The sequence below is a fragment of the Yersinia massiliensis genome (genome assembly GCF_003048255.1).
Classification (GTDB): Bacteria; Pseudomonadota; Gammaproteobacteria; order Enterobacterales; family Enterobacteriaceae; genus Yersinia; species Yersinia massiliensis_A.
The window spans coordinates 3,846,287-3,872,016 of record NZ_CP028487.1 but is presented as its reverse complement, the minus strand read 5'-3'; the positions used below and the strand labels follow the sequence as shown (position 1 = coordinate 3,872,016).

Genomic DNA, 25,730 nt, shown 5'->3' with positions numbered 1-25,730 from the left:
TCCCATGCTATTCGATCGTCCCATCACTCACGGTATTGCCCGCAGTGGTTTGTTACGCCTTTTGATTGCAGTTGCATTAAGTGGCAATGCTTATGGCGTGTCAGCCAATGATGATATTCAGTTTAATACCGATGTATTGGATACCAATGATCGCAGCAATATCGATCTGAGCCAATTCTCCCAACGTGGTTACATTATGCCTGGGAGTTATAACTTATTGGTTCATATGAATAAGCAAGAACTCAATGAACAATCCGTGATGTTCTATGCCTCTGAAAAAGATCCAAAAATAAGTGAGGCGTGTATATCACCGAAGTTGGTTGAGTTGATGGCGTTGAAAGAAGGTAGCCTGAACAAGCTGACTTGGTGGCGCAACGGAGAATGCTTGGATATCAGCAGCTTGCCCGGTTTGACCGTGCAAGGGGATCTGGCAACATCTTCACTTTTTCTGAGTGTGCCGCAAGCTTGGTTGGAATACAGCGAACCCGATTGGGATCCGCCTTCTCGTTGGGAAGATGGGATTCCAGGGGTGCTGTTCGACTATAACTTGCTGGGGCAATTGAACCGCCAGCAGTCAAATAATACCAGTAACAACAGTTTGAGCGGCAACGGTACCACAGGGGCTAACGTGGGGCCTTGGCGGTTCCGTGCTGATTGGCAGTCACGTGTTGACCAAGTATCCGGTTCACCAACTGACCGCCAATGGGACTGGAGCCGTTATTACGCGTATCGCGCAATACCGAGTCTGGGCGCTAAGTTGACGTTGGGTGAAGATTTCCTGAACTCAAAAATTTTCGATAACTTCCGCTTCAGCGGTGCCAGTTTAGCGACTGATGACAACATGCTGCCACCCAATTTACGTGGTTATGCCCCTGAAATCATGGGGGTTGCTCGTACTAACGCCCGTGTTGTCGTGAGTCAACAAGGCCGTGTTCTGAGTGAAACCTTGGTCGCAGCCGGTCCTTTCCGTATTCAAAACCTCAACAGTTTTGTCTCAGGGACGTTGGATGTACGAGTCGAAGAACTGGATGGCCAAGTCCAGCAATTTCAGGTCAATACCGCCAGTATTCCTTATCTGACGCGCCCCGGTATGGTGCGATATCGCGTCGCGGCCGGTAAACCTTCAGAAATTGGCCACAGTGCCCAAGGGCCCGCATTTGGTACAGGGGAATTCTCTTGGGGGATCAACAACGGTTGGTCACTGTTCGGTGGTGGGATCAGCGGTGAAAACGAATATCAAGCCGCATCCATCGGGGTAGGGCGTGATTTGATGGAATTTGGTGCTTTGTCGGTGGATATGACGCAATCGTGGGCCAACTTACCGGACCAAGGTAACTTGAGTGGCGGTTCATACCGCGTCAACTACTCGAAAAACTTCCAAGAAACAGGCAGCCAGGTGACGTTTGCGGGTTATCGCTTCTCCGAACGTAACTTTATGACCATGACCGACTATCTTAATGCGCGTTATCGCGGCGACACCGTCGGTGGCAATAAAGAGATGTACACCGTCAGCTTTAGCCAACAATTCAGTGATCTGGGGTTGAGTGCCTATCTGAATTATACCCATCAGACCTACTGGGATCGCTCAGCGAATGACCGCTATAACCTGTCCGTCGCGCGCTACTTTGATATCGGCAAATTTAAGAACGTTAGCCTGACATTATCTGCTTTCAGCAACCGGTATAACGAGAACAATGATGATGGGATGTACTTATCCTTATCAATGCCGTTTGGTAATAGTGCGACGTTGAGCTATAGCGCGTCAGTGAGCAACGGTGAAAATACCCATCGGGTCGGGTACGCAAACCGTCCAGATGCCCACAACAACTACCAGGTTTCTACCGGTGTTGCCCGTAGCGGCGCATTGGTGAGCGGTAACTATAACCACATGGGTAATAGTGCAGATATCAACGCCAACGCCAGTTATCAAGAAGGGCAATACACTTCTGTTGGTTTAGGTGTTCAGGGTGGCGCCACTGTTACGGCTGAAGGTGCGGCATTCCATCGGTCTAATGTCATTGGCGGGACTCGATTACTGCTTGATACCCAAGGTGTGGGCAATGTACCGGTTCAGGGTTATGGCTCAACGGTACGGACTAACTACTTCGGTAAAGCCGTGGTCAGTGATGTGAACAGTTATTACCGTAACCGAGCCAGTATCGATATCGATAACTTAGACGATAACGTTGAAGCCAGAGGCACGGTGGCACAAGTCACATTGACTGAAGGCGCGATTGGCTACCGCCGCTTTAATGTGATTTCGGGTGATAAAGCGATGGCGATGCTACGCATGGCCGATGGCTCAGCGCCGCCATTTGGCGCGACGGTTTTAAATAAGAATCAGCAAGAAACCGGCATTGTTAATGATGATGGCTCTACATATCTCAGTGGAATTAATGCCGGCGAAACCATGTCAGTGCACTGGAACGGGGCTGCGCAATGTAGCGTAACGATCCCAACAACGCTGTCTCCAGCGGTGCTGACGAATTTACTGTTGCCTTGTCAGCCGATAACGGAAGGGGATAAACCCCCGGTATCACAGTAAAAAGGTTTAGCAATGGACCTGCGGATAACAGCCCGTTTAGTAAACAGAAAACGTTAGGCACCATAGGGTTCTGACTTGATTAATTTGAAGGATAAGGTAATGAAATTGAATAAAAAACTGCGTATCACTGCCCTTTTGGTGACGGCAATGATGGCCCAGCAGGCAAGTGCAGCGATTGCGCTGGACAGAACTCGGGTGATCCTCAACGGTGGCGATAAGTCCATGAGCTTGAACATCAGCAACCAGAATAAGCAGTTGCCTTATCTGGCGCAGGGATGGATTGAAGATGAGCAGGGGAACAAAATTAATACGCCGCTGACGGTGGTTCCCCCTGTTCAGCGTGTAGAACCAGGTGCACTCAGCCAGTTAAAAGTACAGACGTTGCCTGCGATAAGCCAATTGGCGCAAGACCGTGAAACACTGTACTACTTTAACCTGCGCGAGATCCCGCCACGTTCAGATAAAGCCAATACATTGCAGATTGCACTGCAAACCCGCATCAAACTTTTTTATCGGCCAGAAAGTATCGTGCCGCAGAAAACCGATTTATCGACACCTTGGCAAGAAAAGCTCCAGCTGACCCGTCAAGGTGATCGCTATCAGGTGAATAACCCGACGCCGTATTACGTCACGCTGGTGGACGCCACTGACAAAAAAGAGGGCAAAACGGCAGCTGGTTTTGAGCCGCTGATGATCGCACCAAAATCGCAGAGCATGTTGTCTGTCAGCGCAGCGGCATTAGGCAGTAAACCTGTCCTGACTTACGTCAATGACTTTGGTGGCCGACCAAAATTGATCTTTGGTTGTACCGGCAGCACCTGCTCAGTGGTTGAAAGCATCAAATAACCGTGCAGCTCGGCACGGTTTTCGCCGAGTACATGAGACGACAGGCGAATGTCAGACTGAATGATAAAAAAGGAATATGGGATGACTTTTGTTTGTAGTGGTTCTGTGAGTCGTAATGTTGCTACCCGATGGGTACCGATGGTCATGATGACCTTTATCGGGGCCGCGACATTGCTAAGCAGTTCTGCCTGGGCGCTGAATAAAGTTGCTGCGGTCAATGTCTCGGTCACTATTTTTGCTGCGCCGCCTTGTGTGATCAACAGCAATAACACCATTAATGTCAATTTTGGCGATGACCTTCTGACGTCAAATATTAACGGTGTTAATTACAAACAGCCGGTGAACTACACATTGAACTGTAATTCAGCAGCCTCGAATGCATTGAAAATGAGCATCATCGGTAATGGTGCAACGTTTGATACCAGCAAGTTGAGAACGAGCAATTCACAGTTGGGGATCCAACTGATACGTAATGGGCAGCCATTAACATTGAACAGCACATTCAACTTTACCTATCCGACGCTTCCGGTATTAGAAGCCGTGCTGGTTAAACAAAACAATAGCACCTTGAGCACAGGATATTTTTCCGGCACTGCGACCTTAGTTGTGGAGTACCAGTAATGAACATTCACTCACTGATGTTGCGCTGTTCCGTTGCAATGGTACTGGCGCTGGGCAGTACGTTGGCCTATGCAGATAATATGATGTTTTCCGGCACGTTGAATGATTCACCGCCTTGTGTCATCAACAACAGCGGTACCATCCTTGTCAATTTTGGCAATGATGTTCTGACTTCTCGTGTTGATGGCACAGAGTACATGCAGACCGTGACTTATACATTGAACTGTAATGCTGCTGTCAATAATGCGTTGAAAATGACGATCAAAGGTAATGGTGCGGGTTTCGATAACAATGTATTGAGTACCAATAATTCATCATTGGGCATCAAACTGTTACGCAATGATCAAGCATTAGCACTCAATAGCACATTCAACTTTTCTTATCCAACCATCCCCGTGTTAAAGGCGGTGCCTGTCAAACAAAACGGTGCAACCTTGAGTGCTGGGGCGTTTTACGGTACTGCGACCATGGTTGTGGAGTATCAGTAATGAAAAACAGATTATGGTTATCGAGTTGTTTTATCGCAATGCTTCTCGCATTGAGCAGTACGCTGACCTATGCGGATGACATGTTGTTCATGGGGACATTAATTACCCCTGCACCCTGTGTCATTAGTGGGGGGGATACCCTTGATGTTCCTTTTGGGGAAAATCTTGGGGTGAATAAAATTGATGGCATCAATTATACCCGGGCTGTGCCTTACACTGCCGTCTGTAGCTCACCCGTTGGCAGCGCAGAATTGGGTATAACGATCGTGAGTGGTGCGGTGACAACCTTTGATACCGCCGCCATCCAAACGAATACGCCAAATTTGGGTATTCGCATACTGAAGAATGGTAGTGCTTTTACCCTCAATACGCGTATTCCCTATGACCAAAGTAATCCACCCGTACTTCAAGCGGTGCCGGTTCAAGCTCCAGGAGCGACCTTAGCTGAAGGGAGCTTTGAGGCGACCGCCACACTACTCGTGGATTATCAATAGGATCACATGATGAAAAAATTAAATCTGCTGATGCGCCCTAGTCGAATTTTATTTAGCTTTTTGATGCTGAATCTCTTTTTTGTGATGCCGACATGGGGGGCAGATAATATGCGTTTTCATGGCGCATTAGTGGCTGAACCCTGCACCATTCGTCCTGGCGATGAAGCTATTACCATGAGTTTTGATCCCGTGGTCGATAAATTAATCTATTCGAGACAACGTACTTTAGGTAAGCAATTCGAAATTCATCTGGTGGATTGCGATATCACCTTGGGGAATATCGTCACGATTAAGTTTACTGGAAATAATAACCCTAAATTACCGGGGTTATTAGCGGTGTCAGATCCTGATATGGGTGTGGGTATTGGTATTGAAACTCTCGCAGGGAATTTATTGCCTTTAGATCAATCGAGTGACGAAATGATTCTGAGCAATAACAGTAATACGATTAGCCTGAAAGCCTATGTTCAAGGTGAACCAGACGCCATTAGTCAACGCACAATTAAGCGCGGTGAGTTTAATGCCGTGGCGACCTTTAATTTGCAATATTATTGAGCGGCGGTTATTCCCGTTTGATACTACATCGACATTAATATGTTGCCGCTAAAATTTATTATCAACAGCACCCGTGCTGAAGAGAAAATGGAACTTAGATAAATGGAACAGCCTAATATGCGATTAAATCATGGATATTTTTGGCTAATAGCTTGCGTGCTGTTCTTATTGCCGCTCTATAGCCAAGCCAGTGCTTGGGTTTCGACACAAGTGCGTGTCGGAACACAATATCAAGGAACATTCTCTTGGCCGAGCGAAGAAACTTCGGGCGTACTTTGTACCTCATCATCTTGTTCTGTCGCAATATGCCATTACTCAAATGCAGCCAATGCTGAAATATGTGGTAACCCATCAAATGCATTGACGCGCGTATTAGTTCCCAATGGGGCAACTGCGCAAGATATGAGAGCTGCTTTTGTGCAAAAAAATGGTGTGTCGGGGAGTTGGGGGACAGTTACACCGGACCCATTACGTGCGGTGGGGAGTTGTTTTGGTGTGATGTATTGGCAGGGAGCGAATGACGGTAACTTAAGTGGTCGCGTGATCCCTGGCTCTTATTGTGGTGCGGTTCCACCGACACCTGAAACCTGTGAAGTGACAGGGGATGTCTATATCAATCATGGCCTTTTGAATCAGCAAGCCATTGATGGGGCGACAAAAAGTGAGCCGTTAATCATCAATTGTACCGTCAGAACATCGGTGATATTAACGCTGGTCGGTGGTAAAAATATCGACTTAGGGCAAAGCGGTAACCTCACATCGACCTTGAAAACATCAGGGCAAGACTTATCCAATGGTGTCACTGTGACGGCAGGTGTGGGGAATACTTCATTCCAGATTGAATCAACGCTTCATACGATAGGTTTACCAAGCACCGGCACATTCGGTGGTAGCGGAGTTGTGATTATGACATATCTATAAATAAGAATAATATGCACTAATTATTTTAGTGCATGATAACTATGAATATAAGATAGTGAATTAAGATGCTATTTTTATATTCATTATGTGAGATGTTTTACTGTTATTTAAATATAGCAGGGAACGCTCGCGGCATTTATTTGTTGTTGTTATTGAAAATAAATAAATGTTATTTTGGTTGTAATTTGTTGTGCTTGTATAGTATAAAATTGCAGTGTTTTTAGGTTGATTGTTAATATTTAAATTATAACTAAAAACGCGCACTTCACTGGGCTATTAAATAATAGGCTGTAATTAACTTTATTTTTTCTTTAAGGATTTTTTCATGAAAAAGATGAACATGGCTGATGCCAATACAATCGTTGGCGGTACTGGTGTAACTTGTAAAGATACTTATCAGTGGCTGACCGGTAGCACCACTTTAACTTGCCAAGCAGTGACAACTTGTACTGATAAGCACGGTAAAGTGACTAGCACTTCAACTGCGCCAGCTAACGTTGCTAACTGCAAATAAGTTGTCGTGAAAGTTATCGTTAATTTTTATTGATATTTAACGATACCTTTGGCAAGCACAGGGTAGTTGACTGTGCTTGTCTTATTGATTTTATTAATGTGCCGACAAATCTTAAAATTTGAGAATTTTCGCATTAATTTAATGTTAATGAATACAGATTTTAACCGACATAAATGTGATTTTATCGCTGTTTATGTCTTTATTTAACCTTGGAAGTGAATACACCTTTATGTCTATAAAAAACGAATTGTCGATCAAAAACAGCATAATTAGAAATAAGGGATTCTTTATCGGCTATACACTGGTGGTTATCATTATTTCTGCATTGATAACAACAGCTTATTACCAATACTTTGTGTTTGCTCAAGATGAACAAGAAACCCTGTTTTCTCTTAGCGACAGTGAAGTTGCTAACAGCCCGATTAAAGACGACAAAACGATTATCGAAATTTTCTCCTATGGCTGCCATTACTGCTCCATCAATGAAGAAAATATCGCCAATTTAGAAAAGCGCATGCCAGAGGGCAGCCGCTTCGTTCGCTTGCATATCAGCAGTGATAAAACTTCTGGGTTGGGCCGCTTCGCACCGATGTTTGCCACCTTATCGGTAATGGGCATTGAATCACAGCATCGTCAAAGTGCCTACAAGGCGGTGCTCGAAGAAAACATTGACCTGAGCGATCAGGGCCAGCTTGAGACTTGGTTAAAAGCCAATGGCATTGATGTTGCGAAATATCAGCAGGTTAGCCAGTCTGCAGAAGTGAAAGCGCTGCTCGAGTATATGAAGGCAGTGACAGCGCATTACAAAGTGGATGCCACCCCAACCTTTATTGTCGGCAAGAAATGGATCGCTTTGCAGGACAGAGAGTTCTCAGCGTTCTCCGATCATCTGCTGTCGTTACTTGAGCACGATAAGGCGCTGGAGAAGTAATGAGACTGCTAGCGGTATGGGGCTATTTTGCTTGGAAAAACCAGCTGGATAAGCTGGCTTTTCGTGGGCGAGTGTTCGCTCGCTGGCAGGCCCAACTGGCTATTTGGTTATTACGTCACGGTGATTACCGCTTTCTCTTGATGCTCGGTGCCTTGCGCCGAGCTTTCGGCTTAACGGCGCGGCAGCAGAAAAATCTGGCGCGCGTGGCCGCCGCGAATAGCCAGTGTTTGCTAGTTGGCCATAAAAGTTTGCTAGTTGGGCATAAAAGTTTGCTCGCCGGACAGAAAAGCCCTTCGGCTCGGGATTTCATTCGTACCGCTCAACGGCGTCAAATCTTGGAGTTGGCCGCCACTTATGGGCAAAACAAGCAGGTTTTAGCGCAGTTAGCGAGTTGCACTCAGCAGTTAGATAGCCACGTCAAAGCATTGCATGATGCCGGCTCCCCCGTGATTTTAGCCCCGCTGCATATGGTGTCTGATGTGCTTGCTGGCATGGTGGGGGCAGGGGTTTATCCGGGGCAAGCGACGGTGGTGGTCTCGGCCAGTGCTGAAGCCTATGAAGAACAGGCGCGCCAAATGGGTGGCGTAAATATCTCTTATTGCTCCATTCATGCCGATAGCCGCGCAATCGCCGGTAACCTGATGGATGCCATTATGGAAACGGCTGACCATAAGCGAAACATGATGGTTTTTCCTGACATTACGCCGGATTACACCGTCAATAACCGGATGGCTGAGACCGCCAAAATGTCTTGTCAGCTGTTTAACCGCCCCGCCAATTTACACAGCGGCATTATCCGCATGGCCAGAGCGCTATCAGCTCAGGTAGTTTTTTATTACCTGTATTACGACAAAGAAATAAAAATTCATATCTATCCGGCGCTTAGCGCACGGGAAGTGAAAAAGAAATTACCTGAATTGATCGAAACGTCAATGACGCAGCACCCACAAGATTGGCTGTTATGGCACTCACATTCACTGTTTTTTATTAATGAATAATGTCACTCATAAAGAAGTGTAGAAAATGGAAACGATAATCCCAACCCAAGTTTTTCAAAGCGAAACCAATGAGTGCGGCTTGGCCTGCATTTCGATGCTGGCACAAACGCAAGGCATCAACGCGCCGTTGGAAAGCTTGCGGGAGCGTTATCCTGCCTCACAACATGGCACTTCACTGGCGACGCTGTGCACTATTCTCTCCGAATTGGCCATTCCAGCCTATCCGGTGGTCTTTGAGCATCAAGAACTGTCGGCCATTCCGCTGCCTGCCATCTTGCATTACGGCGCGAGCCACTATGTGCTGCTGGCTTATCGCCAAGGTAACTACGTTTGCGTGATGAATCCTGCCATCGGGCAGCAGCTATTACCGATGGATGCCTTAAAAGCGGATATCAGCGGTTATGCACTGGTGCTGGACTCGGAAACGCCCGCTGATCCTGAAGCGGTCAAAAAGATGGAGCGCAGCAAACGGCACAGCGCACTCGACTGCATGAGTCTGAAAGAGACGGCAAGTGTTCGTGGCATCTACTGGCTGATGACGCTGGCGTTTTTAATCTCGCTGACGCTGTTTATTATGCCAACCATGGTTAGCAGCGCCATTAATGACGTGTTTTCGTCAGCTGGCGATAAAGACTTCCCCTACTTCTATTTCTTGTTGGCCTTTGTGGTGTCGACGTCATTAGCGTTCTGCGTACGCTATATCACCGAGCGCTACATCAAACACTTTGTGGTGCTCAAGAGTGTGGCGGGTTTCTCCCGTTTGCTCAGTCATTCGCTCAATTTCTTCGACAAGCGCGCGCCCGGCGACATCTTCAGTCGTTTCTCTAACTGGCAGATGGCGGCCACACAAAAAATTGAATTGGATAACGGCCTACGCACCGACTGGATCATCGGCGCTATTGCGTTAGCGGTGATGTGCTATATGAGCCCGTTGCTGGCGATGGTGTCGGCCATTGGCGTAATGTTGATGGGCCTGATCAGTATTTGGGCCATCTATCGCGACCGTTATTACACCCAGCAGTTGCAGGTTAAAGGCGCTGAGCAAAGTGATTTTATTTTGGAAACCATTCAGGGTTTTTCGACCATTAAATCTGCCGGTTTAGCCAGCCAACGCCAAGGGGTATTTGCCGCATTAGCGCTGTCCTTGTTCAGCGTATTACAGAAGAAAAAGATCTACGATCAGGTCAAAAACAGCCTGTATCAATTGATTGGCAGCTTGGAAATGGTGTTCTTTATGCTGTTGGCGTTGCCACTGCTTAAACAAGGCACCCTGAGCTTGGGTGAGTTTTTCGCTTACAGCTTTGTGCGCGAAATTTTCACCTCGTACATCACCAAAATTTTCTTTGCGATCATCCAGAAAAACCAACTACACGTGATTGATATCCGCGCTCGTGACTTGTTCCCCGCGGAGCAACCTACGCCGCCTGAAAACCACTCGTCGATACCGCCCAAGGTACCGGCGTTTACGCGCCAATTGGACTATCAGCACATCCGCTTTGCTTATGATGCCAGCCAGCCGGTATTACGGGATTTATCGCTATCGCTGATGCGCGGGCAGAGTGTGGCGATCATGGGTGAATCGGGCGCAGGAAAAAGCACTTTGCTCAAAGTGATGGCTGGGTTGATGCCACCGCAGGAAGGGCAGGTATTGGTTGATGGCGAGCCCGTTGATTTTCAGCAGGCCCATGCGCTGTTCTTCCTGCAAAGTCAGGAAGACATTCTATTCAACGCCTCCGTCTTGAACAATATCACGCTGTTTGATGGGCATATGGATGCGGACAAACGCCTGCGGATTGAACGCTCACTGCAAGGTCTGCAACTAGCTTCCGTTATCGATAAGTTACCGGGCGGCCTCAGTGCGTTGGTACGTGAAAGCCATGCGGCGCTCTCTTTAGGGCAACGCCAACGGTTATTACTGGCGCGCGCGATGTACAGCGATTGTCCGGTATTGGTGTTGGATGAACCCACAGCCAATCTGGATGAAGACACTGCCCATCAGGTCATGCAGACCATCGTGTCCCATTGCCGCGAACACCAAAAAACGCTGATCACCGTGACGCACAGCGAAACGGTACTGTCGATGTTTGACCGTGTTTTCCGCTTGAACGACGACGGTCAAATAGTGCGTTTTGCTCAACCCTTGGCCGCAAACCACCTGACACCCGTGGCGGTTAACTGATGCGTATTAACATGACGAAAAAAACGCGCCGTATCTCACTGTTTCTGCTGCTTGCCCTGCTCATTGTGGCGGGTATTGGTATGGCCTTGTGGCTATCGGATAGCCAGCAGGATGCGCCACCGTTAACCGAAACCATCGGTCGTGGTGATATCGAAAGAACGGTCATGGCGACTGGCAGCTTAAAACCGTCATTGCAGGTCAATGTCGGTGCGCAGGTCAACGGGCAGCTCACCAAGCTATACGTCAAGCAAGGTGACAGGGTGACCCGAGGCCAATTGCTGGCGGAAATTGATCCCACGTTACAACAAACCGAATTACGTAAAACCGAAGCGGAGCTAGAGAGTGCGCAAGCGCAGAAACAAGCCGCGCAGGCATTGCTACGCCAATATTTACTGGAGCTTCGTCGTCAGCAAACCTTAGCCAAAGAACGCTCAGGTGTGCAGAGCACGTTAGAAAAAGCGCAAGCTCAATACGACAGCCAAGTCGCGCAGTTGCGGGTTAACGAAGCCTTAATCGTGCAGAGCCAGATGGCATTAGAGACGGCAAAAGCCAATCTGGGCTTTACCCGCATCATGGCACCGATTGACGGTGAGGTGTTGGGCATCGTGACCAAAGAGGGGCAAACCATTGTTTCCTCACAGACTGCGCCGACCATTTTAGTCTTGGCCAATGTCGATACCATGACGGTGAACACGCGTATTTCTGAAACCGATATCCTCAAAGTCAGCGTGGGCCAGCCGTTATGGTTCTACGTGGTGGCTGATCCTGAGCGCCGCTACGAAAGCCAAATGGATGCCATCCAAGAAGCGTCAGCCGAGAGCTTGCGTGAAGAGATTAGCGGGCAGCAGGCCAACCAACAATCCTCCGCTATCTATTACAACGGCATGTTCAACATCGCTAACCGCGAGCGGCTGTTACGGACCTCGATGACCGCGCAAGTGTTTATCATTACCGCACAGGCCAAAAATGTGTTGCGAGTCCCGTTGTCTGCGCTGGGGAAACAGCAGCCGGATCAACGCTATCAGGTGCAGGTGATCAACGGCAATCAGACCGCCACGCGCTGGGTATTGTTGGGCCTGCGCAATGGGCAATATGCCGAAGTCAAAGCGGGGCTGGATCAAGGTGATCAGGTGGTGCTGATGGGCGCACCATCGGGAGTGAAGCATGAGCCATAATGCGCTTCAGGCCGATTCGCCTCCATTGATCGAGCTGAAGGGAATATATCGCCACTTTGCCTCCGGTACGCAGTCGGTCGCGGTACTCAAGAACATTTCACTGTCGATTCGCAGCGGTGAGATGGTGGCGATTATCGGAGCATCAGGTTCCGGTAAATCGACACTCATGAACATCATTGGCTGTTTGGATAAACCGACGCAAGGTGAGATGTCGATTCATCACATCCCCACGCGCGAAGCCAATAGCGAACAACTGGCGCAATTAAGAAGCCAGTACATCGGTTTTATTTTTCAGCGCTACCATTTAATGCCGTACTTATCGGCCACCGAGAATGTGGTGATCCCGGCACTCTATACCGCCATGAGCGCCACCGAACGCCAAGAACGCGCCACTTACCTGTTGCGCCGTTTGGGGCTGAGCCAGCATTTGTTGCACCGACCGGCGCAGTTATCCGGTGGGCAGCAACAGCGGGTGAGTATCGCTCGTGCCCTGATGAATGGCGCAGGCATTATTTTGGCCGACGAACCGACCGGTGCTTTGGATAGCGCCAGTGGGCAAGAGCTGATGGGGATCTTGCATGGCCTGCATCAGTCCGGTCACACCATTATCATCGTCACCCACGACCGCAAAATCGCCAATCAGGCGCAGCGTATTATTGAAATCAGCGACGGCGAGATTGTCGCTGATCGTCATAACGACCTCGCTGAGGTGGCTGCGGTACATGCCGCATTACCGGCCACCGTGGCGACTGGCCGCCCACACTGGTGGTTGAGCGTCAAAGAGGCCATCAAAATGGCTTGGCGCTCACTGCTCGGGCACCGTATTCGCGCGTTTCTCTCCATGCTCGGCATTATTATCGGCATCTCATCGGTGGTGTCATCCATGGCGGTAGGCGAGGGCGCACGTCAACAAATCCTCAGTGAAATCAGTCAGCTTGGCACCAGCACGCTGGATATTCGCCCTGGGTTGGGTTGGGATAAACCGCGCCCTGATTTTGAACGCTCACTCACGCAGGCCGATGTGGCGCTGCTGAGCCAGCAACCCTATACCGACAGCCTGTCGCCGGTGGTCAGCAGAATGGTGACCGCAGTACGCGGTGATAAGAAAGTGATGGTCAATCTGGCGGGGGTCAGCAGCGGTTATTTCCGCGCGCAAGGGCTGAACTTTATCCAAGGGGAGGGATTAACCCCAAGCCATGTCAGCAACAATGAGCCGGTGATTATTCTGCAACCTGAACTCAGTAGCACGTTGTTTGTGGGTGAAGAGAACCCGATTGGCGAGATTGTGCAGCTCGATGGCATCCCATTACGCGTTATTGGCATCGCCAAACGATCAGGCATGCAATTTGGCGGCTTGCTGAATGCATGGATGCCTTATACCTCATTGACGGCACGTATTTCCGGTGAAACTCCGCTGGAATCGATCTCCGTGCGCGTCAGTGACGGTTACGAACTAAATGCAGTCCAGCGTGAGGTTGAGGCGCTATTGGATCAATCCCATGGTCAGCGTGACTTCTTTATTCTGAGCAATGACGAGATGAGCAAAGCGATTCAGAAAACCTCTGATTCGATGACGTTGCTGATCACAGCGATCGCCGCCATATCACTGCTGGTTGGCGGAGTAGGGGTGATGAATATCATGCTGGTTTCGGTGACTGAACGTACCCATGAAATCGGGATCCGGCTGTCGGTCGGCGCGCGCCAGAGCGACATCATGCTGCAATTTCTGATTGAAGCGGTGGTGATTTGTACCCTCGGCGGGTTGATCGGTATTGCAGGTTCGGCGCTGGCGGGGGTGGTTTTCTCGTGGGTAACCCAGACGTTCACCATGATTTTCACTTGGCAGCCGTTAGTGTTGGCTTGCAGTTTCTCTGCGCTTATCGGATTGGGATTTGGCTTTTTCCCTGCTCGCAATGCCGCACGTTTGCACCCAACAGAGGCATTGGCTCGAGAATGAATAAACGGATCCATGCAGGGCCTACCACTCTGCTCTTTATTGCACTGCTGCTAACCGGTTGCGGTTCCCTGCTGAAAAGTGATTATCAGCGGCCGATGTTGTCGGTGCCTGATGAATGGCGGGTTAAGGACAGCGGCGCAGGCTATCTGCATCACAGCGCGCATTGGTGGGAAAATTTCGATGACCCGCAATTGTCTGACAGCATTAATCGCATGCTGGTGAGCAACAATGACTTGGCGACCGCTGGGCTGACGCTACAAAAAGCCCGCTTAACGGCGGGGCTGACCAATACCAATTTAACCCCTGATATCACCCTGACCGGTGCAGGCAGTAATACGCGTTCACTGAATGAAAATACGCAGCCGCGCGAGAGTTACAGCACCTCACTTGCACTGAGCTATGAATTGGATCTGTGGGGCAAATTGGCCCGCGCCCGTGAGCAATCAGCTTGGCAAGTGAATGCCACCGAACAAGATCGCCAAGAAACGGCGCTCTCACTGATTGGTACGACGGCTGATCTCTACTGGCAGATCGCCAAATTCAATCAGCAATTGAGCTATCAACAAGCGGCATTGGTTATCTCGCAAGATACGCTCAAGATTTTGCAATCACGGTATGCCGCTGGGGATGCCAGTGAAATTGAACTGTTGCAAGGGCAGCAGTCATTGCTGGAACGTCAAAACCAATACCAAAATCTCGAGCAGCAACGGGAGGCAGCACGTAATGCCATGGCATTGCTGTTTAACCGTGCGCCGGATTATCGCCGTGCAGAACGCCAGTCTCTGGATTTGCAGCAACAGGTGCCGATAGCCCAAAGTTTGCCGCTAGAAGTGATTGCGCAGCGGCCAGATGTGCAGGCCGCTGAGTGGCGGTTACGTGCAGCATTGGCGGGTTCAGATGTTGCGAAACTCAATTTCTACCCAACGCTGTCGCTGGGCGCCTCGTTGGATGCCGGAAGCGCGGTGTTCTCACAATGGTTTAGTAACCCCAGCCGCACCTTGAGCATCAACAGTGCATTGCCTTTCTTACAGTGGAATACCGTGCAGCTCACCATCGACCAATCAAAGGTAGATGTGCAATTAGCCGCCGTCGATTTTCGCCGCAAAGTCTATAGCGCGCTCAAAGATGTGGATGACGCAATGACACAGCGGCTGAGCTACCAGCAGCAAAAACAGAATCAATGGCAGAACCTGCAACTGAGCCAGCGCCGGCTGAGTTTGGCTAGCAGCCAATATCAAGCGGGCTCCGTCTCATTTCAAACGTTGCTGGATGCGCAGGATGCCCTGCTAACCAGCGAAACCAGCTTACTCGAACTTCAATATAACTACCTGAATGCCACCATGAAATTATGGTTAGCCCTCGGCGGCGGGGTGGCTAACGCTGACGTGGATAACAGTAAGGACAGTCAAGGAATCAAATCATGACCAATACAGATAAACAGCGCCGGGTTGTCGTCACCGGTTACGGTAGTGTGACCCCGATGGGCATGACCGCGGATGAGAGTTGGGCCGCCATTATGGATTACCAATTGGGTTACCGTTATTACGATAAGTCTGAGCAAGGCGTTAAGTCGCGCTTTTTTGGCTTGCTTGATGCTGAACCCAATCTGAAATCGGTCCCTGCGGCGATACGTCGCCGTTTACCACGCTATGCACGACTGGCCTTAGCGGCGGCTCGTGAAGCGATGGGGATGGCGTTCGGTGAACAATCGCCAGAAGATTATTATGATTTGCTCGATTGCGGCACCATCATTGGCAGCGGCTGGGCGGGTCAGGATGAAACCCACGATAACTACGAAGGTTATTTAGAAACAGGGCTAGGCACACCTTTTGGTTGTTTCCTGTCGATGCCAAACGCGGGGACTGCCGCATGCAGCTTGTACTGGGGATTACGAGGTTATCAAAACTCACCGATTGCGGCTTGCGCCACCGGTACTATCGCCATTGGCGATGCCTTCGAAATTATCCGCAGTGGCCGTGCCGCGATGATGCTGGCTGGTGCCGGTGAATCATTGCGCAGCGATGCAGCGATATGGAATATCGATATTTTAGGGGCATTGGCGCGTGAGCAAGATGATGTCACCAAAGCCAGTTGCCCGTTTAGCTTGGATCGTAACGGTTTTGTGTTGTCTGAGGGGGCGGCGGTGTTGTGCCTCGAAGAGCGCGAAGGTGCTATCGCGCGTGGTGCTAACATCCTCGGCGAGATCAAAGGCTACGGTAACTATTCCGATGCCTTTGATTTTACTGCGCCAGCAGAAGACAAAGTGGCGCGAGTGAAAACCATTCGTCACGCTTTGCAGCAGGCGGGGTTGAGTGCCGATGATATCGACTACGTCAACTTGCACGGCACCTCGACTCAACTTAACGATCTCAATGAAACGCAATCGATCAAGCTGGCATTTGGTGATGCAGCCTATTCCACACCCCTGTCGAGCACAAAATCTTACTCGGGTCATTTGATTGCTGCGGCCGGCAGTTTTGAATCGATTATCTGCCTGCAAGCATTGAAGCATCAGATCATGCCTGCGACCTGTAACCTGAAAAACGCCGATCCAGAATGCGATCTGGATTACATCAGCGAAGGGCATCGCCCCAAAGCGCTGCGCAATACGCTCAACCTTAGCTTCGGTTTTGGTGGGGCCAATGCGGCATTGGTTATCGGGCTGGATTGAGCATGATATTCAACTACACCGTTAACGATGCGGAACGTTGGGCGAAGTTTTCCGGCGACTATAACCCGATTCATTTTGATTTGCGCCATGCGCAACATCTGGGTCAGGAACAACTGACCGTTCACGGGATGCGTGCAATGCTGGATATCAAATATCAGCTCAGCGCAGCACTTTTATCCGCGATGCCCCAAGCCGATTTTCTGCGCTTTAACGTGCGTCTGCGCCAACCGGTGTTGTGCCAGACCGCCTATCAGTTACAGCTCAGTCAAGCGGTGGGAGTGGTCAACGGTGAATTGCGGGATATGGCCAACGGCGAAAGCTGCTTTAACAGCAAACTACGCAGCGGGCCAACGTTAGAACCGGTTGAAAGTACGAAATGGATGACGTTGTCGGCAGCAGAGGTTTATCAGTCTAGCCAGCAATTCCCCGGCAATGCCGCTGAACCCACTGAGTGCTGGGGGTTTTTCGACGCGCTACTGTTCAAGTTGCTGGTGGCTGCGCCAGAAACCTTGGCATCGGCCAAGCAGGTATTACCGGGTATTCAAGCGGACTCTTTGATTGATATTTTCAAGCACGTACCCGTTATTCAAACCCATCACGACGTGCATTTTAGTGCGGATTTACTGCGCACTGACGCGCATTTATTTATCCGTCGTGGGCTGCAATACACCATCGAACCGACATTAATCGTCGGCAATGCCGAAGACGGCTGGGTATTGCGTGCCGCTATTCAGGCCCGGTCAGATGCTGGGCCATTAATTACCACCGCCGTAACATTAAAAACGTGGCCATTAGCCACGCACTAACTAAGGATTTGACCATGGAAAAGTATCAACACGTTTATGACACTGTTTGCGAAATGCTGTGTGACGCCAAAGATCTGGACATGTCAGCGTTATCGCCTGAGATGCCATTACATCAGTTAAAACTCGATAGCTTGGATTACGTCGAACTGATGGTGCTGGCAAAACGCGAGTTTGGTGCCACGATGAATGCCGAAATGTTTATGGAAAACCCAGACATGACCTTAGGCGAGTTATGCCAGAAACTGGCTGAACAGAAGAAGTAATATGATGAGCAGGAAGTGGGTATTAATTACCGGCGGCAGTCGCGGCATTGGCCGCGCATTGGTCGAAGAACTCGCTAAAGAGTGGGATGTGGTCTTTACCTGGCGCAGTGGCGAGCAACAGAGCAACGAGGTTATCAAAAGTTGCGAAGGGCTGGCCGGTTCAGTCACTGGCTACCGTTGTGATGGCAGCAATGAAGCGGATGTTGACCAACTGGCACCGTTGCTGCTGGAGAAGTACGGCCCACCAGGGGCGGTTATCCATAACGCGGGCATAACTGGTGATAGCTTACACATTCAGCAGAATGGCGATAACTGGCGCAATGTGCTGGAGACCAATCTGAATGCGGTTTTCTACTGGAATAAGCATGTGCTGCCGTCAATGATGATGCAGGGTGAGGGCGCAGTGCTACTGATGTCGTCGGTCACTGCCATCAAAGGCAACATCGGGCAGAGCGCCTATGGTGCCAGTAAAGCCGCCATGATTGGCCTTGGCCGTTCGCTATCGCTAGAGATGGGGCGTTTTGGCATTCGGGTGAACTGCCTATTGCCGGGGATCATCGACAGCGATATGACGCGTGCAATGCCAACTGATGCCTTAAAAGCCCTGCGTAAGCAGATCCCGTTACGTCGCTTAGGGGATGTACAAGAAGTGGCGCGCGTGAGTGCCTTTATGATTGGCGATGACAGCCGTTATATGACCGGCCAGACACTGGTGCTAGACGGTGGGTTAACGGCTTAAGTGAGATGCCAATCAATCACGGTTTTTTCATTCAATAAAAAAGGGCCGCCATGGGGTTTCTTCCGTCATTGAATGCTTGGATTGAGCGGAAAGGGTTAACCCCAACAGAAGCGGCTAATGCACTCGGGCTGACTCAGCCCCGAGTGTCTGAACTTATGCACGGCAAAATACAGCTTTTCAGTATCGACAAGTTGATTTCTATTATGGCAAGGGCCGGCCTACATATTGGTCGTATTGAGATCAACGAGTCTGCCGCCGCTTGATTTATCTCGTATTACTTTTATCTCGCGCTACTCGGAGATCTGCCACTTATGAGCGAGGGTAGATTTTGTCTCCCCGCTTAGCCACTGGTTCACTTGCTCTAACAGTGGCTGGTTATCTTTCGCCATCATATAAACTTTGTAGCTGCCCGTGCCGGGTAATATTTCCGGTGTCGCGACGCAAAATACGCCCGGCTCTTTGCTCTGGTAATAATCCCCTTCAATCAAATCGGTGAACATAATATCTGCGCTTTGATCTCGGACACCCTGCAAGTTCGCGACGTTATCCTTGGTGCGGATAATTTGCGCTTTTTTGATATTGGCATCGACAAATGATTGGTTGGTGCCACCTGGGTTGACAATGACTTTGACGGCTTCACGGTCAATGGCATCCAGCGTGGGGAATTTTTTGGCTTGCTGGCAGTTGGCTAAGGCAATTTTGCCGTTCTTAACCACGGGGCTGGATAACGCAAACTGCGCCGCACGTCCCGCTGTCTCGGTCACTCCACCCATGGCGATATCAAACTTATCAGCCACTAAATCTTCCGATAGCGTCGGCCAACTGGTTGCCACGAAGGTGACCTTAAGTTTCAAGCTATCCGCCAGCGATTTTGCCATATCAACGTCATAGCCCACCAATTGGCCCTGTTTATCGTGGAAGGCTAAAGGTGCGTAATCCCCCGGCACGCCGATACGTAATTCACCGCTTTGCTTAATGTCTTGCCAGCTTTTAGCGAAGGCGTGCTGGCTGCTGATTAATGCTAATACCATGATACCCAGTGATAATTTCTTCATAGCCATTCCTATTATTGTTATTAACCTATGCGTAGGGCGCGTAGGGCAATTCGGGAGGAGCTCCCCCCTCCCATTCACTTAATTTGCAACTTTATCAATCCCATGCCACCACGGCGGGCGCTTACACCCAACCTTTGCTACGGAACATTTTTAACACGGTGACAAAGGCGGTCATCTCTTCTGGCGTACCCAACGTTAGGCGGTTCCAACCGACAGCCGGCGGGAACTCTCGGCCAACAAACACGTGATATTGCTTCATCCGGTTTTGGTAGGTTTTCACATCGCCAGTCACTTGGTGGAAAACAAAGTTTGCCTGAGACGGCACATAAGCCAATTTCAGTTGATCCAGTGTTTCGGTCACGATACGGCGCGCATGATCGGTAGACTGGCGGCTGTAATGCACAAAAGGTTTATCTTGCAATGAGGCCAATGCGGCCACCGCGCCAGCGGTATTGGTGTTATCCAGTGAGACAAAGTTTTCAACTTGGGCGATCAGTGCCGGATGAGCGATACCATAGCCCACTCTCAGCCCTGCCAGTGCGAATATTTTCGAGAAAGTACGGGTCACCAACAGATTTTTATGGCCTGCCTGAACCAACTCAATCGCGCTACGGAACGCAGGATCACTGACAAACTCCGCGTAGGCTTCATCAATAATAAACAGCGTATCCGGTGAGGCACTTTTAACCCATGCATCAATAAGATTGGCGGGGGTGATGGTCGCCGTTGGGTTATTGGGATTGCACAGATAGACGATCGATCGCCCGTTAAAACTCGCTACTTTCTGCTTCATGGCTGGCAGATCGAACGTCATTTCTGGGGTGAGAACCACTTTCTCAATGGGAATACCAAAGGGCTTGGCATACAGCTCGGCATAGTTAAATGTCGGGTCCGGCACCACCAGTTGAATCGGCGTACGGTCTTGTTCAGCTTGGCGAATCACCGCTTGGATAACAGCCTGAATGGTCTCAGATGAGCCATTCCCCAGAGAAACATTTTCGGGTTTAAGTTGATACTCGGCGGCGATATCGTTAATCAACTGTTCACGAGCGGCATCAGGGTAGCGAAAGGCGGTAGGCAGGGCATCAATAATGGCTTGATGCGCTTTCGGCGACATCCCTAACGAATTTTCATTAAAATTGAGGAGCAAAGGTTGTTGCTCACTCGGTGTCATTTTCGGGGAGACAATCTCAATACTTTTGGCTTGAGCCCGAGAAACCAAGCCACCAAAAGTTAAGCCGCCCAGTAATAACCCTGACGATTTTAAAAGTGTACGACGATCCATGCTCATTTCCTCGGTCTCTTCCGCCCATTCAAGGGATAAAACGGCGAGGGAAACGGGTTCGCTGCCGTCCGATGGCTTGAAATCTGTGGGGGAGAGAACCTCTGTTACATTTTGTTATAAGTGAGATTGAGCATAGCCCGAGGTCATATTTGTAATCAATATGTTTTAGCCTAAATCCATTCTTTACCAGTGACTTACAAGATAATTCTTATCTGTCTGATATCCGTGCGGTGCGGTTTTATCCTTTGACGAATCACTGCACTCATACCGCCTTGTTTGATGGCAGAGCCTGGCTTTAAACCGCCGTTGAGGCACTCGCGGCGCGGCCGTGTTTTGTGACGTCCGACACTCTCCACCAAATTCATCGTGATACTGCTCACAATAAACTGGGCGTTTGCCTAAAAAAGTGCGTCTTTATTACTGCTTTTGCAGCGATTCTCCTAATGACTATTAGATGGTTATCTTCAATACTGAGCAAGTGAAATAACATTCCATTTTAAAAGATCCGTCGTTCTAGTATTTGAAGTGAGTAAATCATTATTAAAAATAAGGGATTAGCCTTTCTAGTGCCGAATGAAAAAAATCCTGGCATCAGAATAGGCTAACGATCGACCCCGTTTCGATTGCAAACGAGATGAACCATAAAGGCAGGTAATCAGGTGAAAATAATCTCAGTAGAGGTAACCGTTTTTTCTTATCCCACTCGGCGTGTGTCTGATACCGCAGGGCATTCCCATCCCGGTGAGGAATCGCAGGCCAAAATGGCCATGCTGACCTTGACCACCGACGAAGGTGATTGCGGTTATGCTTTCGCTCCCCCTGAAGTGATCCGTCCACACATTATTAATAGCTTCTTTAAAAAAGTCCTGATTGGACAGAATCCTTTTGATCGCGAGCGGCTGTGGAATGATTTAGTGCATTGGCAACGGGGCAGCGCGAATCAACTCACTGACCGAGCACTGGCCATTGCGGAACAAGCTATCTGGGATCTGCTCGGGCGCAAGTTGGGCCAGCCAGTGTATAAATTGCTCGGTGGCTACCGCGATAAAGTATTGGCTTACGGCAGCACCATGTGTGGGGACGAATTGGCCGGTGGTTTATCTACGCCAGATGAATACGCCCGCTTTGCCGAGCAGTTGGTCGCCAGAGGCTATAAGGGGATTAAGCTGCATACATGGATGCCGCCGGTTTCCTTCGCGCCTAGCCCACAGATGGATGTCCGTGCTTGCGCTGCTGTCCGTGAAGCGGTAGGGCCAGATGTCGCGTTGATGCTTGATGGCTACCACTGGTATAGCCGCAGCGACGCACTCTACATTGGCCGCGAGCTGCAAAAACTGAACTTCAGTTGGTTCGAAGAGCCGATGGAAGAGCAGAGCATGGCCTCTTATTGCTGGCTGCGTGAAAACCTACAGATTGACATCATCGGGCCTGAAAGCTTGGCGGGTAAATACTTCAGCCGTGCCGACTGGGTGAAAGCCGGTGCCTGCGATATTTTACGCGCGGGTGTGCAAGGGGTAGGCGGTATTACACCTTGCCTGAAAGTGGCTCATTTGGCGGAATCTTTCGGCATGGATTGCGAGATTCATGGCAATGGCGCGCCTAACTTGGCCGTGGTCGGTGCTATTCGCAACTGCCGCTGGTATGAGCGCGGACTGCTGCATCCGTTCCTCGATTACGATGAACCTGCTGCCTACCTCAACAGCATTATCGACCCGATGGACAGTGAAGGTTATGTCTCACTGCCGACTCGCCCAGGTTTAGGTGAGGATATTAATTTCGATTATATCCAAGCACATACCTTACGCCCGGAATAACGTTTAGCTTGCTTGCTAACTGACAACACCAATGTCTTTGGGTCGTGATAACCCGTTGTATCGACTATAAAAACAAGCATTCAGATCTAGCCTTTTCTTACCGGAGATGGTCCATGAACGCGATAATAATAGTTAGAACACTCCTCCTTACCCTTATGGTCACCCTGACGTCGGCTGGCGTCAGTGTGGCGAAAACACCCGATGACCAACTGATTGTTGGCATGAACATGAATAACCTGCTGTCCCTCGATCCCGCCGCCATGACCGGCAATGATGCGGTGGCTATCATCGTTAACCTGTATGACTCCTTGGTCGAACTGGACCCGCATACCCCCAGTAAGGTGCTGCCCGGCGCGGCCACGGCATGGAAAATTAGTGATGACGGCAAATTAATTACCTTCACCCTGCGTGATGGCATGAAATTCCACTCCGGTAATCCGGTGACGGCCGCCGACTTTGCTTGGTCGATGAATCGCCTGATGCACCTCAATCTGGCGCAAGCCACGACGTGGAAATCCTACGGTTTCACCGCTGATAACGTGGCGCAACTGATTCGTGCCAAAGACCCCTTAACGGTGGAAATTGAACTGCCAAAACCGACCGACCCAAAACTGGTGATCTACTCACTGGGCACCTTGGGCAGTGGTTCGATTTTGGACCAAGCCACCGTGATGCAACATGAGAAAAATGGCGACTGGGGTAACGGTTGGTTGACCACCAACGAAGCGGGTTCTGGCCCCTTCAAGCTTGACGTCTGGCAGGCAAAAGATGTCTTGCGGATGAGCCGAGTCGAGAATTACTGGCAAGGCGATGCCAAAATTAAGCGGGCGATATTCCGCCATATGACCGAGTCGCAAGCACTGCGCTTAATGATCGAAAAAGGGGACATTGATATTGCCAGTGGCATGTCAGTGCCAGATATCAATGCGCTGAAAAACAACCCTGATATCAAGGTCGATGAAGTTCAGCGTGGCACCATTTACTATGTTGCGATGAGCCTGAAAGAGCCGCATTTTGCTAACCCAAAAGTGCGCGAAGCAGTACGTTATCTGATTGATTATGCCGGTATCAATAACACCATCATGCCGGGCTATGGCATTTTCCACCAACGCCCGATTCAGAAAGGCATGGATGTCACGCTGCCTGATCCCGGCTATCAGTTGGATGTGGCGAAAGCCAAGGCGCTATTAGCCGAAGCCGGCTATCCAGACGGATTCACCACCACGCTGCGTGTCCTGTCTGATCCTCCGTTCATCAATGTGGCGACATCGGTGCAATCCACACTGGCACAGGCGGGGATACAAGCCAAGATTCTGACCGGCACTGGGAATCAGGTTTATGGCGCGATGCGCGACCGCCAATTCGACATGTTGGTTGGCCGTGGTGGTGGCGGTGTTGACCCGCACCCACACTCTAGCCTGCGTTCGGTCGCCTACAACCCTGATAACAGTGATGCCGCCAAACTGACCAACTTCCAAGGCTGGCGCACCTCTTTCTACGATAAAGAACTTAACGATCTGATTGATAATGCATTAATCGAAAAAGATCCGGTTAAGCAAAAGCAAATGTACGTGGCCGTTCAGGAACGTTACGACGCGCTTTACCCTGCCATTTTACCTATCTCACAAATGGTTGACTCCGTTGTGGTGCGCAAGGACGTCATGGATTACGTGCCGCATCCGTCCACCACCACCCGCCTGCTACAGGTGTATAAGCAGCGATAAATTCACTGCACGCAACCTAACGGGCAGGGCATGAGCATGCCTTGCCCATGACGGGAGGATAGCATGAAGGTTTCAGACTGGTTTGCCCCCCATGGCATTGTACGGCGTTTATCCAAGCGCCTGCTGCAAGTGGCGGTGACGTTATTCGGCTTATTGATTCTGACGTTCATTATTGGGCGAGTGATGCCCATCGACCCTGTTTTGGCGATAGTGGGCCAAGATGCGGACCAAAGCACCTATCAGCAGGTTTACTTGCAATTGGGGTTGGATAAGCCGTTATGGACACAATTTTTTATCTATTTTAACTCGCTCATTCACGGTGATCTCGGTAATGCCTTGCTCACTGGACGGCCGGTAGTGGATGACATCATTCGCGTCTTCCCTGCCACCATTGAGCTTGCCACCATGGCCATTTTGGTCGGGGCCGGTTTGGGTATCCCACTGGGGGTAATGGCGGCAGCCCGCCGTGGCAAATTTGCTGACTATGTGGTGCGTTTCATTAGCTTGGCAGGCTACTCAACCCCGATCTTCTGGGTCGGCATGATGGGGCTGCTGGTGTTCTACGCTTGGTTAAACTGGGTTGGCGGCGCAGGTCGGGTGGATATGGCCTATGACGGCTTGGTTGATCGCCGCACGGGCTTACTGCTGATTGACTCCGCACTGGCCGGTGAGTGGGAAGTGTTCCGCAGTGCGGTTAATCACTTGCTGTTACCGGCGACGATCCTCGGCTTCCATTCGCTGGCGTACATCAGTCGTATGACCCGCAGCTTTATGCTGGCGCAACTGTCGCAGGAATACATTATCACCGCCAAAGTGAAGGGATTATCCGAGTTTCAGGTGCTATGGGGCCATGCGTTTCGCAATATTCTGGTGCAATTACTGACGGTGGTCGCACTGGCCTACGGCTCATTACTCGAAGGGGCGGTATTGATTGAAACCGTCTTCTCGTGGCCGGGGTTTGGCTCCTATCTCACCGGCAGCTTATTACTCGGTGATATGAATGCGGTGATGGGGTGCGTGTTGCTGGTGGGGCTGATCTTCGTTTCACTGAATTTACTGTCTGACATGCTGTATCAGATCTTTGACCCGAGGACGAATCAATGATGCTTTCCTCTGAACCTGATAACACCGTGGCACGCCCTGATCGCA

Annotated in this window: 24 protein-coding genes; 22 read left to right on the top strand and 2 right to left on the bottom strand. The window is 50.0% G+C overall.

The window, feature by feature from the left end; all coding sequences use genetic code 11:
* The first annotated feature begins 4 nt into the window (after positions 1-4).
* From DA391_RS18055 to DA391_RS17965, 19 genes are all read left to right on the top strand, one after another.
* Entirely contained in the window at positions 5-2,545 is a 2,541-nt protein-coding gene (locus DA391_RS18055) for an outer membrane usher protein (protein ID WP_167398181.1), read from the top strand.
* Between the two features lie 99 nt (positions 2,546-2,644).
* Positions 2,645-3,391 (top strand): fimbria/pilus periplasmic chaperone, encoded by a 747-nt coding sequence (locus tag DA391_RS18050; protein WP_050872556.1) that lies wholly within the window; start codon positions 2,645-2,647, stop codon positions 3,389-3,391.
* An 81-nt stretch (positions 3,392-3,472) separates the two neighbouring features.
* On the top strand, positions 3,473-4,012 hold the full coding sequence (locus DA391_RS18045) for a fimbrial protein (RefSeq protein WP_088130224.1): 540 nt from the start codon (positions 3,473-3,475) through the stop codon (positions 4,010-4,012).
* Entirely contained in the window at positions 4,012-4,500 is a 489-nt protein-coding gene (locus tag DA391_RS18040) for a fimbrial protein (RefSeq protein ID WP_050285895.1), read from the top strand. The genes DA391_RS18045 and DA391_RS18040 overlap by 1 nt, the downstream gene beginning before the upstream one ends.
* Positions 4,500-4,994 carry a fimbrial protein gene (locus DA391_RS18035; protein ID WP_019210966.1) on the top strand — a complete coding sequence of 165 codons (495 nt, stop codon included), beginning with the start codon at positions 4,500-4,502 and terminating at the stop codon, positions 4,992-4,994. Before DA391_RS18040 ends, DA391_RS18035 begins: the two co-directional genes overlap by 1 nt.
* A 9-nt stretch (positions 4,995-5,003) precedes the next feature.
* Positions 5,004-5,549 (top strand): fimbrial protein, encoded by a 546-nt coding sequence (locus tag DA391_RS18030; RefSeq protein ID WP_050080347.1) that lies wholly within the window; start codon positions 5,004-5,006, stop codon positions 5,547-5,549.
* 102 nt (positions 5,550-5,651) lie between these two features.
* The gene (locus DA391_RS18025) at positions 5,652-6,470 is read left to right on the top strand and encodes a hypothetical protein (RefSeq protein ID WP_050285937.1); all 819 of its coding nucleotides are present in this window, start codon (positions 5,652-5,654) and stop codon (positions 6,468-6,470) included.
* Between the two features lie 325 nt (positions 6,471-6,795).
* A complete protein-coding gene (locus tag DA391_RS18020; RefSeq protein WP_019210963.1) occupies positions 6,796-6,984 on the top strand; it encodes a DUF4762 family protein in 189 nt (62 codons plus the stop codon).
* Between the two features lie 304 nt (positions 6,985-7,288).
* Positions 7,289-7,915 carry a DsbA family protein gene (locus DA391_RS18015; RefSeq protein ID WP_050080440.1) on the top strand — a complete coding sequence of 209 codons (627 nt, stop codon included), beginning with the start codon at positions 7,289-7,291 and terminating at the stop codon, positions 7,913-7,915.
* Entirely contained in the window at positions 7,915-8,913 is a 999-nt protein-coding gene (locus DA391_RS18010) for an ABC transporter (protein WP_050285896.1), read from the top strand. The genes DA391_RS18015 and DA391_RS18010 overlap by 1 nt, the downstream gene beginning before the upstream one ends.
* Positions 8,914-8,938: 25 nt before the next feature.
* Positions 8,939-11,092: a peptidase domain-containing ABC transporter gene (locus DA391_RS18005; protein ID WP_050080349.1), complete on the top strand. Its 2,154-nt coding sequence runs from the start codon at positions 8,939-8,941 to the stop codon at positions 11,090-11,092.
* Entirely contained in the window at positions 11,092-12,267 is a 1,176-nt protein-coding gene (locus tag DA391_RS18000; RefSeq protein ID WP_108088041.1) for an efflux RND transporter periplasmic adaptor subunit, read from the top strand. The genes DA391_RS18005 and DA391_RS18000 overlap by 1 nt, the downstream gene beginning before the upstream one ends.
* Entirely contained in the window at positions 12,257-14,224 is a 1,968-nt protein-coding gene (locus DA391_RS17995; protein WP_050872560.1) for an ABC transporter permease, read from the top strand. Before DA391_RS18000 ends, DA391_RS17995 begins: the two co-directional genes overlap by 11 nt.
* Positions 14,221-15,648 carry an efflux transporter outer membrane subunit gene (locus DA391_RS17990; protein ID WP_108088040.1) on the top strand — a complete coding sequence of 476 codons (1,428 nt, stop codon included), beginning with the start codon at positions 14,221-14,223 and terminating at the stop codon, positions 15,646-15,648. The genes DA391_RS17995 and DA391_RS17990 overlap by 4 nt, the downstream gene beginning before the upstream one ends.
* The gene (locus DA391_RS17985; RefSeq protein ID WP_050080353.1) at positions 15,645-16,895 is read left to right on the top strand and encodes a beta-ketoacyl-[acyl-carrier-protein] synthase family protein; all 1,251 of its coding nucleotides are present in this window, start codon (positions 15,645-15,647) and stop codon (positions 16,893-16,895) included. The genes DA391_RS17990 and DA391_RS17985 overlap by 4 nt, the downstream gene beginning before the upstream one ends.
* A 2-nt stretch (positions 16,896-16,897) precedes the next feature.
* On the top strand, positions 16,898-17,701 hold the full coding sequence (locus tag DA391_RS17980) for a MaoC/PaaZ C-terminal domain-containing protein (RefSeq protein WP_072084616.1): 804 nt from the start codon (positions 16,898-16,900) through the stop codon (positions 17,699-17,701).
* Positions 17,702-17,715: 14 nt separating this feature from the next.
* A complete protein-coding gene (locus DA391_RS17975; protein ID WP_050080356.1) occupies positions 17,716-17,964 on the top strand; it encodes an acyl carrier protein in 249 nt (82 codons plus the stop codon).
* 4 nt (positions 17,965-17,968) lie between these two features.
* A complete protein-coding gene (locus DA391_RS17970) occupies positions 17,969-18,703 on the top strand; it encodes an SDR family NAD(P)-dependent oxidoreductase (RefSeq protein WP_050080441.1) in 735 nt (244 codons plus the stop codon).
* Positions 18,704-18,753: 50 nt separating this feature from the next.
* Positions 18,754-18,966 carry a helix-turn-helix domain-containing protein gene (locus tag DA391_RS17965; protein ID WP_057642419.1) on the top strand — a complete coding sequence of 71 codons (213 nt, stop codon included), beginning with the start codon at positions 18,754-18,756 and terminating at the stop codon, positions 18,964-18,966.
* A gap of 27 nt (positions 18,967-18,993) precedes the next feature.
* On the opposite strand, the gene DA391_RS17960 is transcribed toward DA391_RS17965, so the two are convergent.
* Positions 18,994-19,758, bottom strand: a complete 765-nt coding sequence (locus tag DA391_RS17960; RefSeq protein WP_050285902.1) for a transporter substrate-binding domain-containing protein — start codon at positions 19,756-19,758, stop codon at positions 18,994-18,996.
* Between the two features lie 121 nt (positions 19,759-19,879).
* Positions 19,880-21,043, bottom strand: a complete 1,164-nt coding sequence (locus DA391_RS17955; RefSeq protein WP_057650361.1) for a pyridoxal phosphate-dependent aminotransferase — start codon at positions 21,041-21,043, stop codon at positions 19,880-19,882.
* A 659-nt stretch (positions 21,044-21,702) separates the two neighbouring features.
* On the opposite strand from DA391_RS17955, the gene DA391_RS17950 reads away from it, so the two are divergent.
* The 3 genes from DA391_RS17950 to DA391_RS17940 all read left to right on the top strand — a co-directional run bounded on the left by DA391_RS17950 (position 21,703) and on the right by DA391_RS17940 (position 25,685).
* Positions 21,703-22,857 (top strand): mandelate racemase family protein, encoded by a 1,155-nt coding sequence (locus DA391_RS17950; protein WP_050080360.1) that lies wholly within the window; start codon positions 21,703-21,705, stop codon positions 22,855-22,857.
* Positions 22,858-22,970: 113 nt separating this feature from the next.
* Complete coding sequence (locus tag DA391_RS17945; RefSeq protein WP_050080361.1) at positions 22,971-24,581, top strand: ABC transporter substrate-binding protein; 1,611 nt, start codon at positions 22,971-22,973, stop codon at positions 24,579-24,581.
* Between the two features lie 63 nt (positions 24,582-24,644).
* Positions 24,645-25,685 carry an ABC transporter permease gene (locus DA391_RS17940; RefSeq protein WP_050080362.1) on the top strand — a complete coding sequence of 347 codons (1,041 nt, stop codon included), beginning with the start codon at positions 24,645-24,647 and terminating at the stop codon, positions 25,683-25,685.
* Positions 25,686-25,730: the final 45 nt, after the last annotated feature.

Coding starts and splice junctions, on each gene's coding strand:
- DA391_RS18000 (WP_108088041.1), top strand. CDS start 11,092: ATGCGTATTAACATGACGAAAAAAACGCGCCGTATCTCACTGTTTCTG.
- DA391_RS17940 (WP_050080362.1), top strand. CDS start 24,645: ATGAAGGTTTCAGACTGGTTTGCCCCCCATGGCATTGTACGGCGTTTA.
- DA391_RS17970 (WP_050080441.1), top strand. CDS start 17,969: ATGAGCAGGAAGTGGGTATTAATTACCGGCGGCAGTCGCGGCATTGGC.
- DA391_RS18025 (WP_050285937.1), top strand. CDS start 5,652: ATGGAACAGCCTAATATGCGATTAAATCATGGATATTTTTGGCTAATA.
- DA391_RS17975 (WP_050080356.1), top strand. CDS start 17,716: ATGGAAAAGTATCAACACGTTTATGACACTGTTTGCGAAATGCTGTGT.
- DA391_RS18040 (WP_050285895.1), top strand. CDS start 4,012: ATGAACATTCACTCACTGATGTTGCGCTGTTCCGTTGCAATGGTACTG.
- DA391_RS18035 (WP_019210966.1), top strand. CDS start 4,500: ATGAAAAACAGATTATGGTTATCGAGTTGTTTTATCGCAATGCTTCTC.
- DA391_RS17985 (WP_050080353.1), top strand. CDS start 15,645: ATGACCAATACAGATAAACAGCGCCGGGTTGTCGTCACCGGTTACGGT.
- DA391_RS18030 (WP_050080347.1), top strand. CDS start 5,004: ATGAAAAAATTAAATCTGCTGATGCGCCCTAGTCGAATTTTATTTAGC.
- DA391_RS18045 (WP_088130224.1), top strand. CDS start 3,473: ATGACTTTTGTTTGTAGTGGTTCTGTGAGTCGTAATGTTGCTACCCGA.
- DA391_RS18050 (WP_050872556.1), top strand. CDS start 2,645: ATGAAATTGAATAAAAAACTGCGTATCACTGCCCTTTTGGTGACGGCA.
- DA391_RS18010 (WP_050285896.1), top strand. CDS start 7,915: ATGAGACTGCTAGCGGTATGGGGCTATTTTGCTTGGAAAAACCAGCTG.
- DA391_RS18055 (WP_167398181.1), top strand. CDS start 5: ATGCTATTCGATCGTCCCATCACTCACGGTATTGCCCGCAGTGGTTTG.
- DA391_RS17980 (WP_072084616.1), top strand. CDS start 16,898: ATGATATTCAACTACACCGTTAACGATGCGGAACGTTGGGCGAAGTTT.
- DA391_RS18005 (WP_050080349.1), top strand. CDS start 8,939: ATGGAAACGATAATCCCAACCCAAGTTTTTCAAAGCGAAACCAATGAG.
- DA391_RS17990 (WP_108088040.1), top strand. CDS start 14,221: ATGAATAAACGGATCCATGCAGGGCCTACCACTCTGCTCTTTATTGCA.
- DA391_RS17960 (WP_050285902.1), bottom strand. CDS start 19,758: ATGAAGAAATTATCACTGGGTATCATGGTATTAGCATTAATCAGCAGC.
- DA391_RS18020 (WP_019210963.1), top strand. CDS start 6,796: ATGAAAAAGATGAACATGGCTGATGCCAATACAATCGTTGGCGGTACT.
- DA391_RS17955 (WP_057650361.1), bottom strand. CDS start 21,043: ATGGATCGTCGTACACTTTTAAAATCGTCAGGGTTATTACTGGGCGGC.
- DA391_RS17965 (WP_057642419.1), top strand. CDS start 18,754: ATGGGGTTTCTTCCGTCATTGAATGCTTGGATTGAGCGGAAAGGGTTA.
- DA391_RS17995 (WP_050872560.1), top strand. CDS start 12,257: ATGAGCCATAATGCGCTTCAGGCCGATTCGCCTCCATTGATCGAGCTG.
- DA391_RS17945 (WP_050080361.1), top strand. CDS start 22,971: ATGAACGCGATAATAATAGTTAGAACACTCCTCCTTACCCTTATGGTC.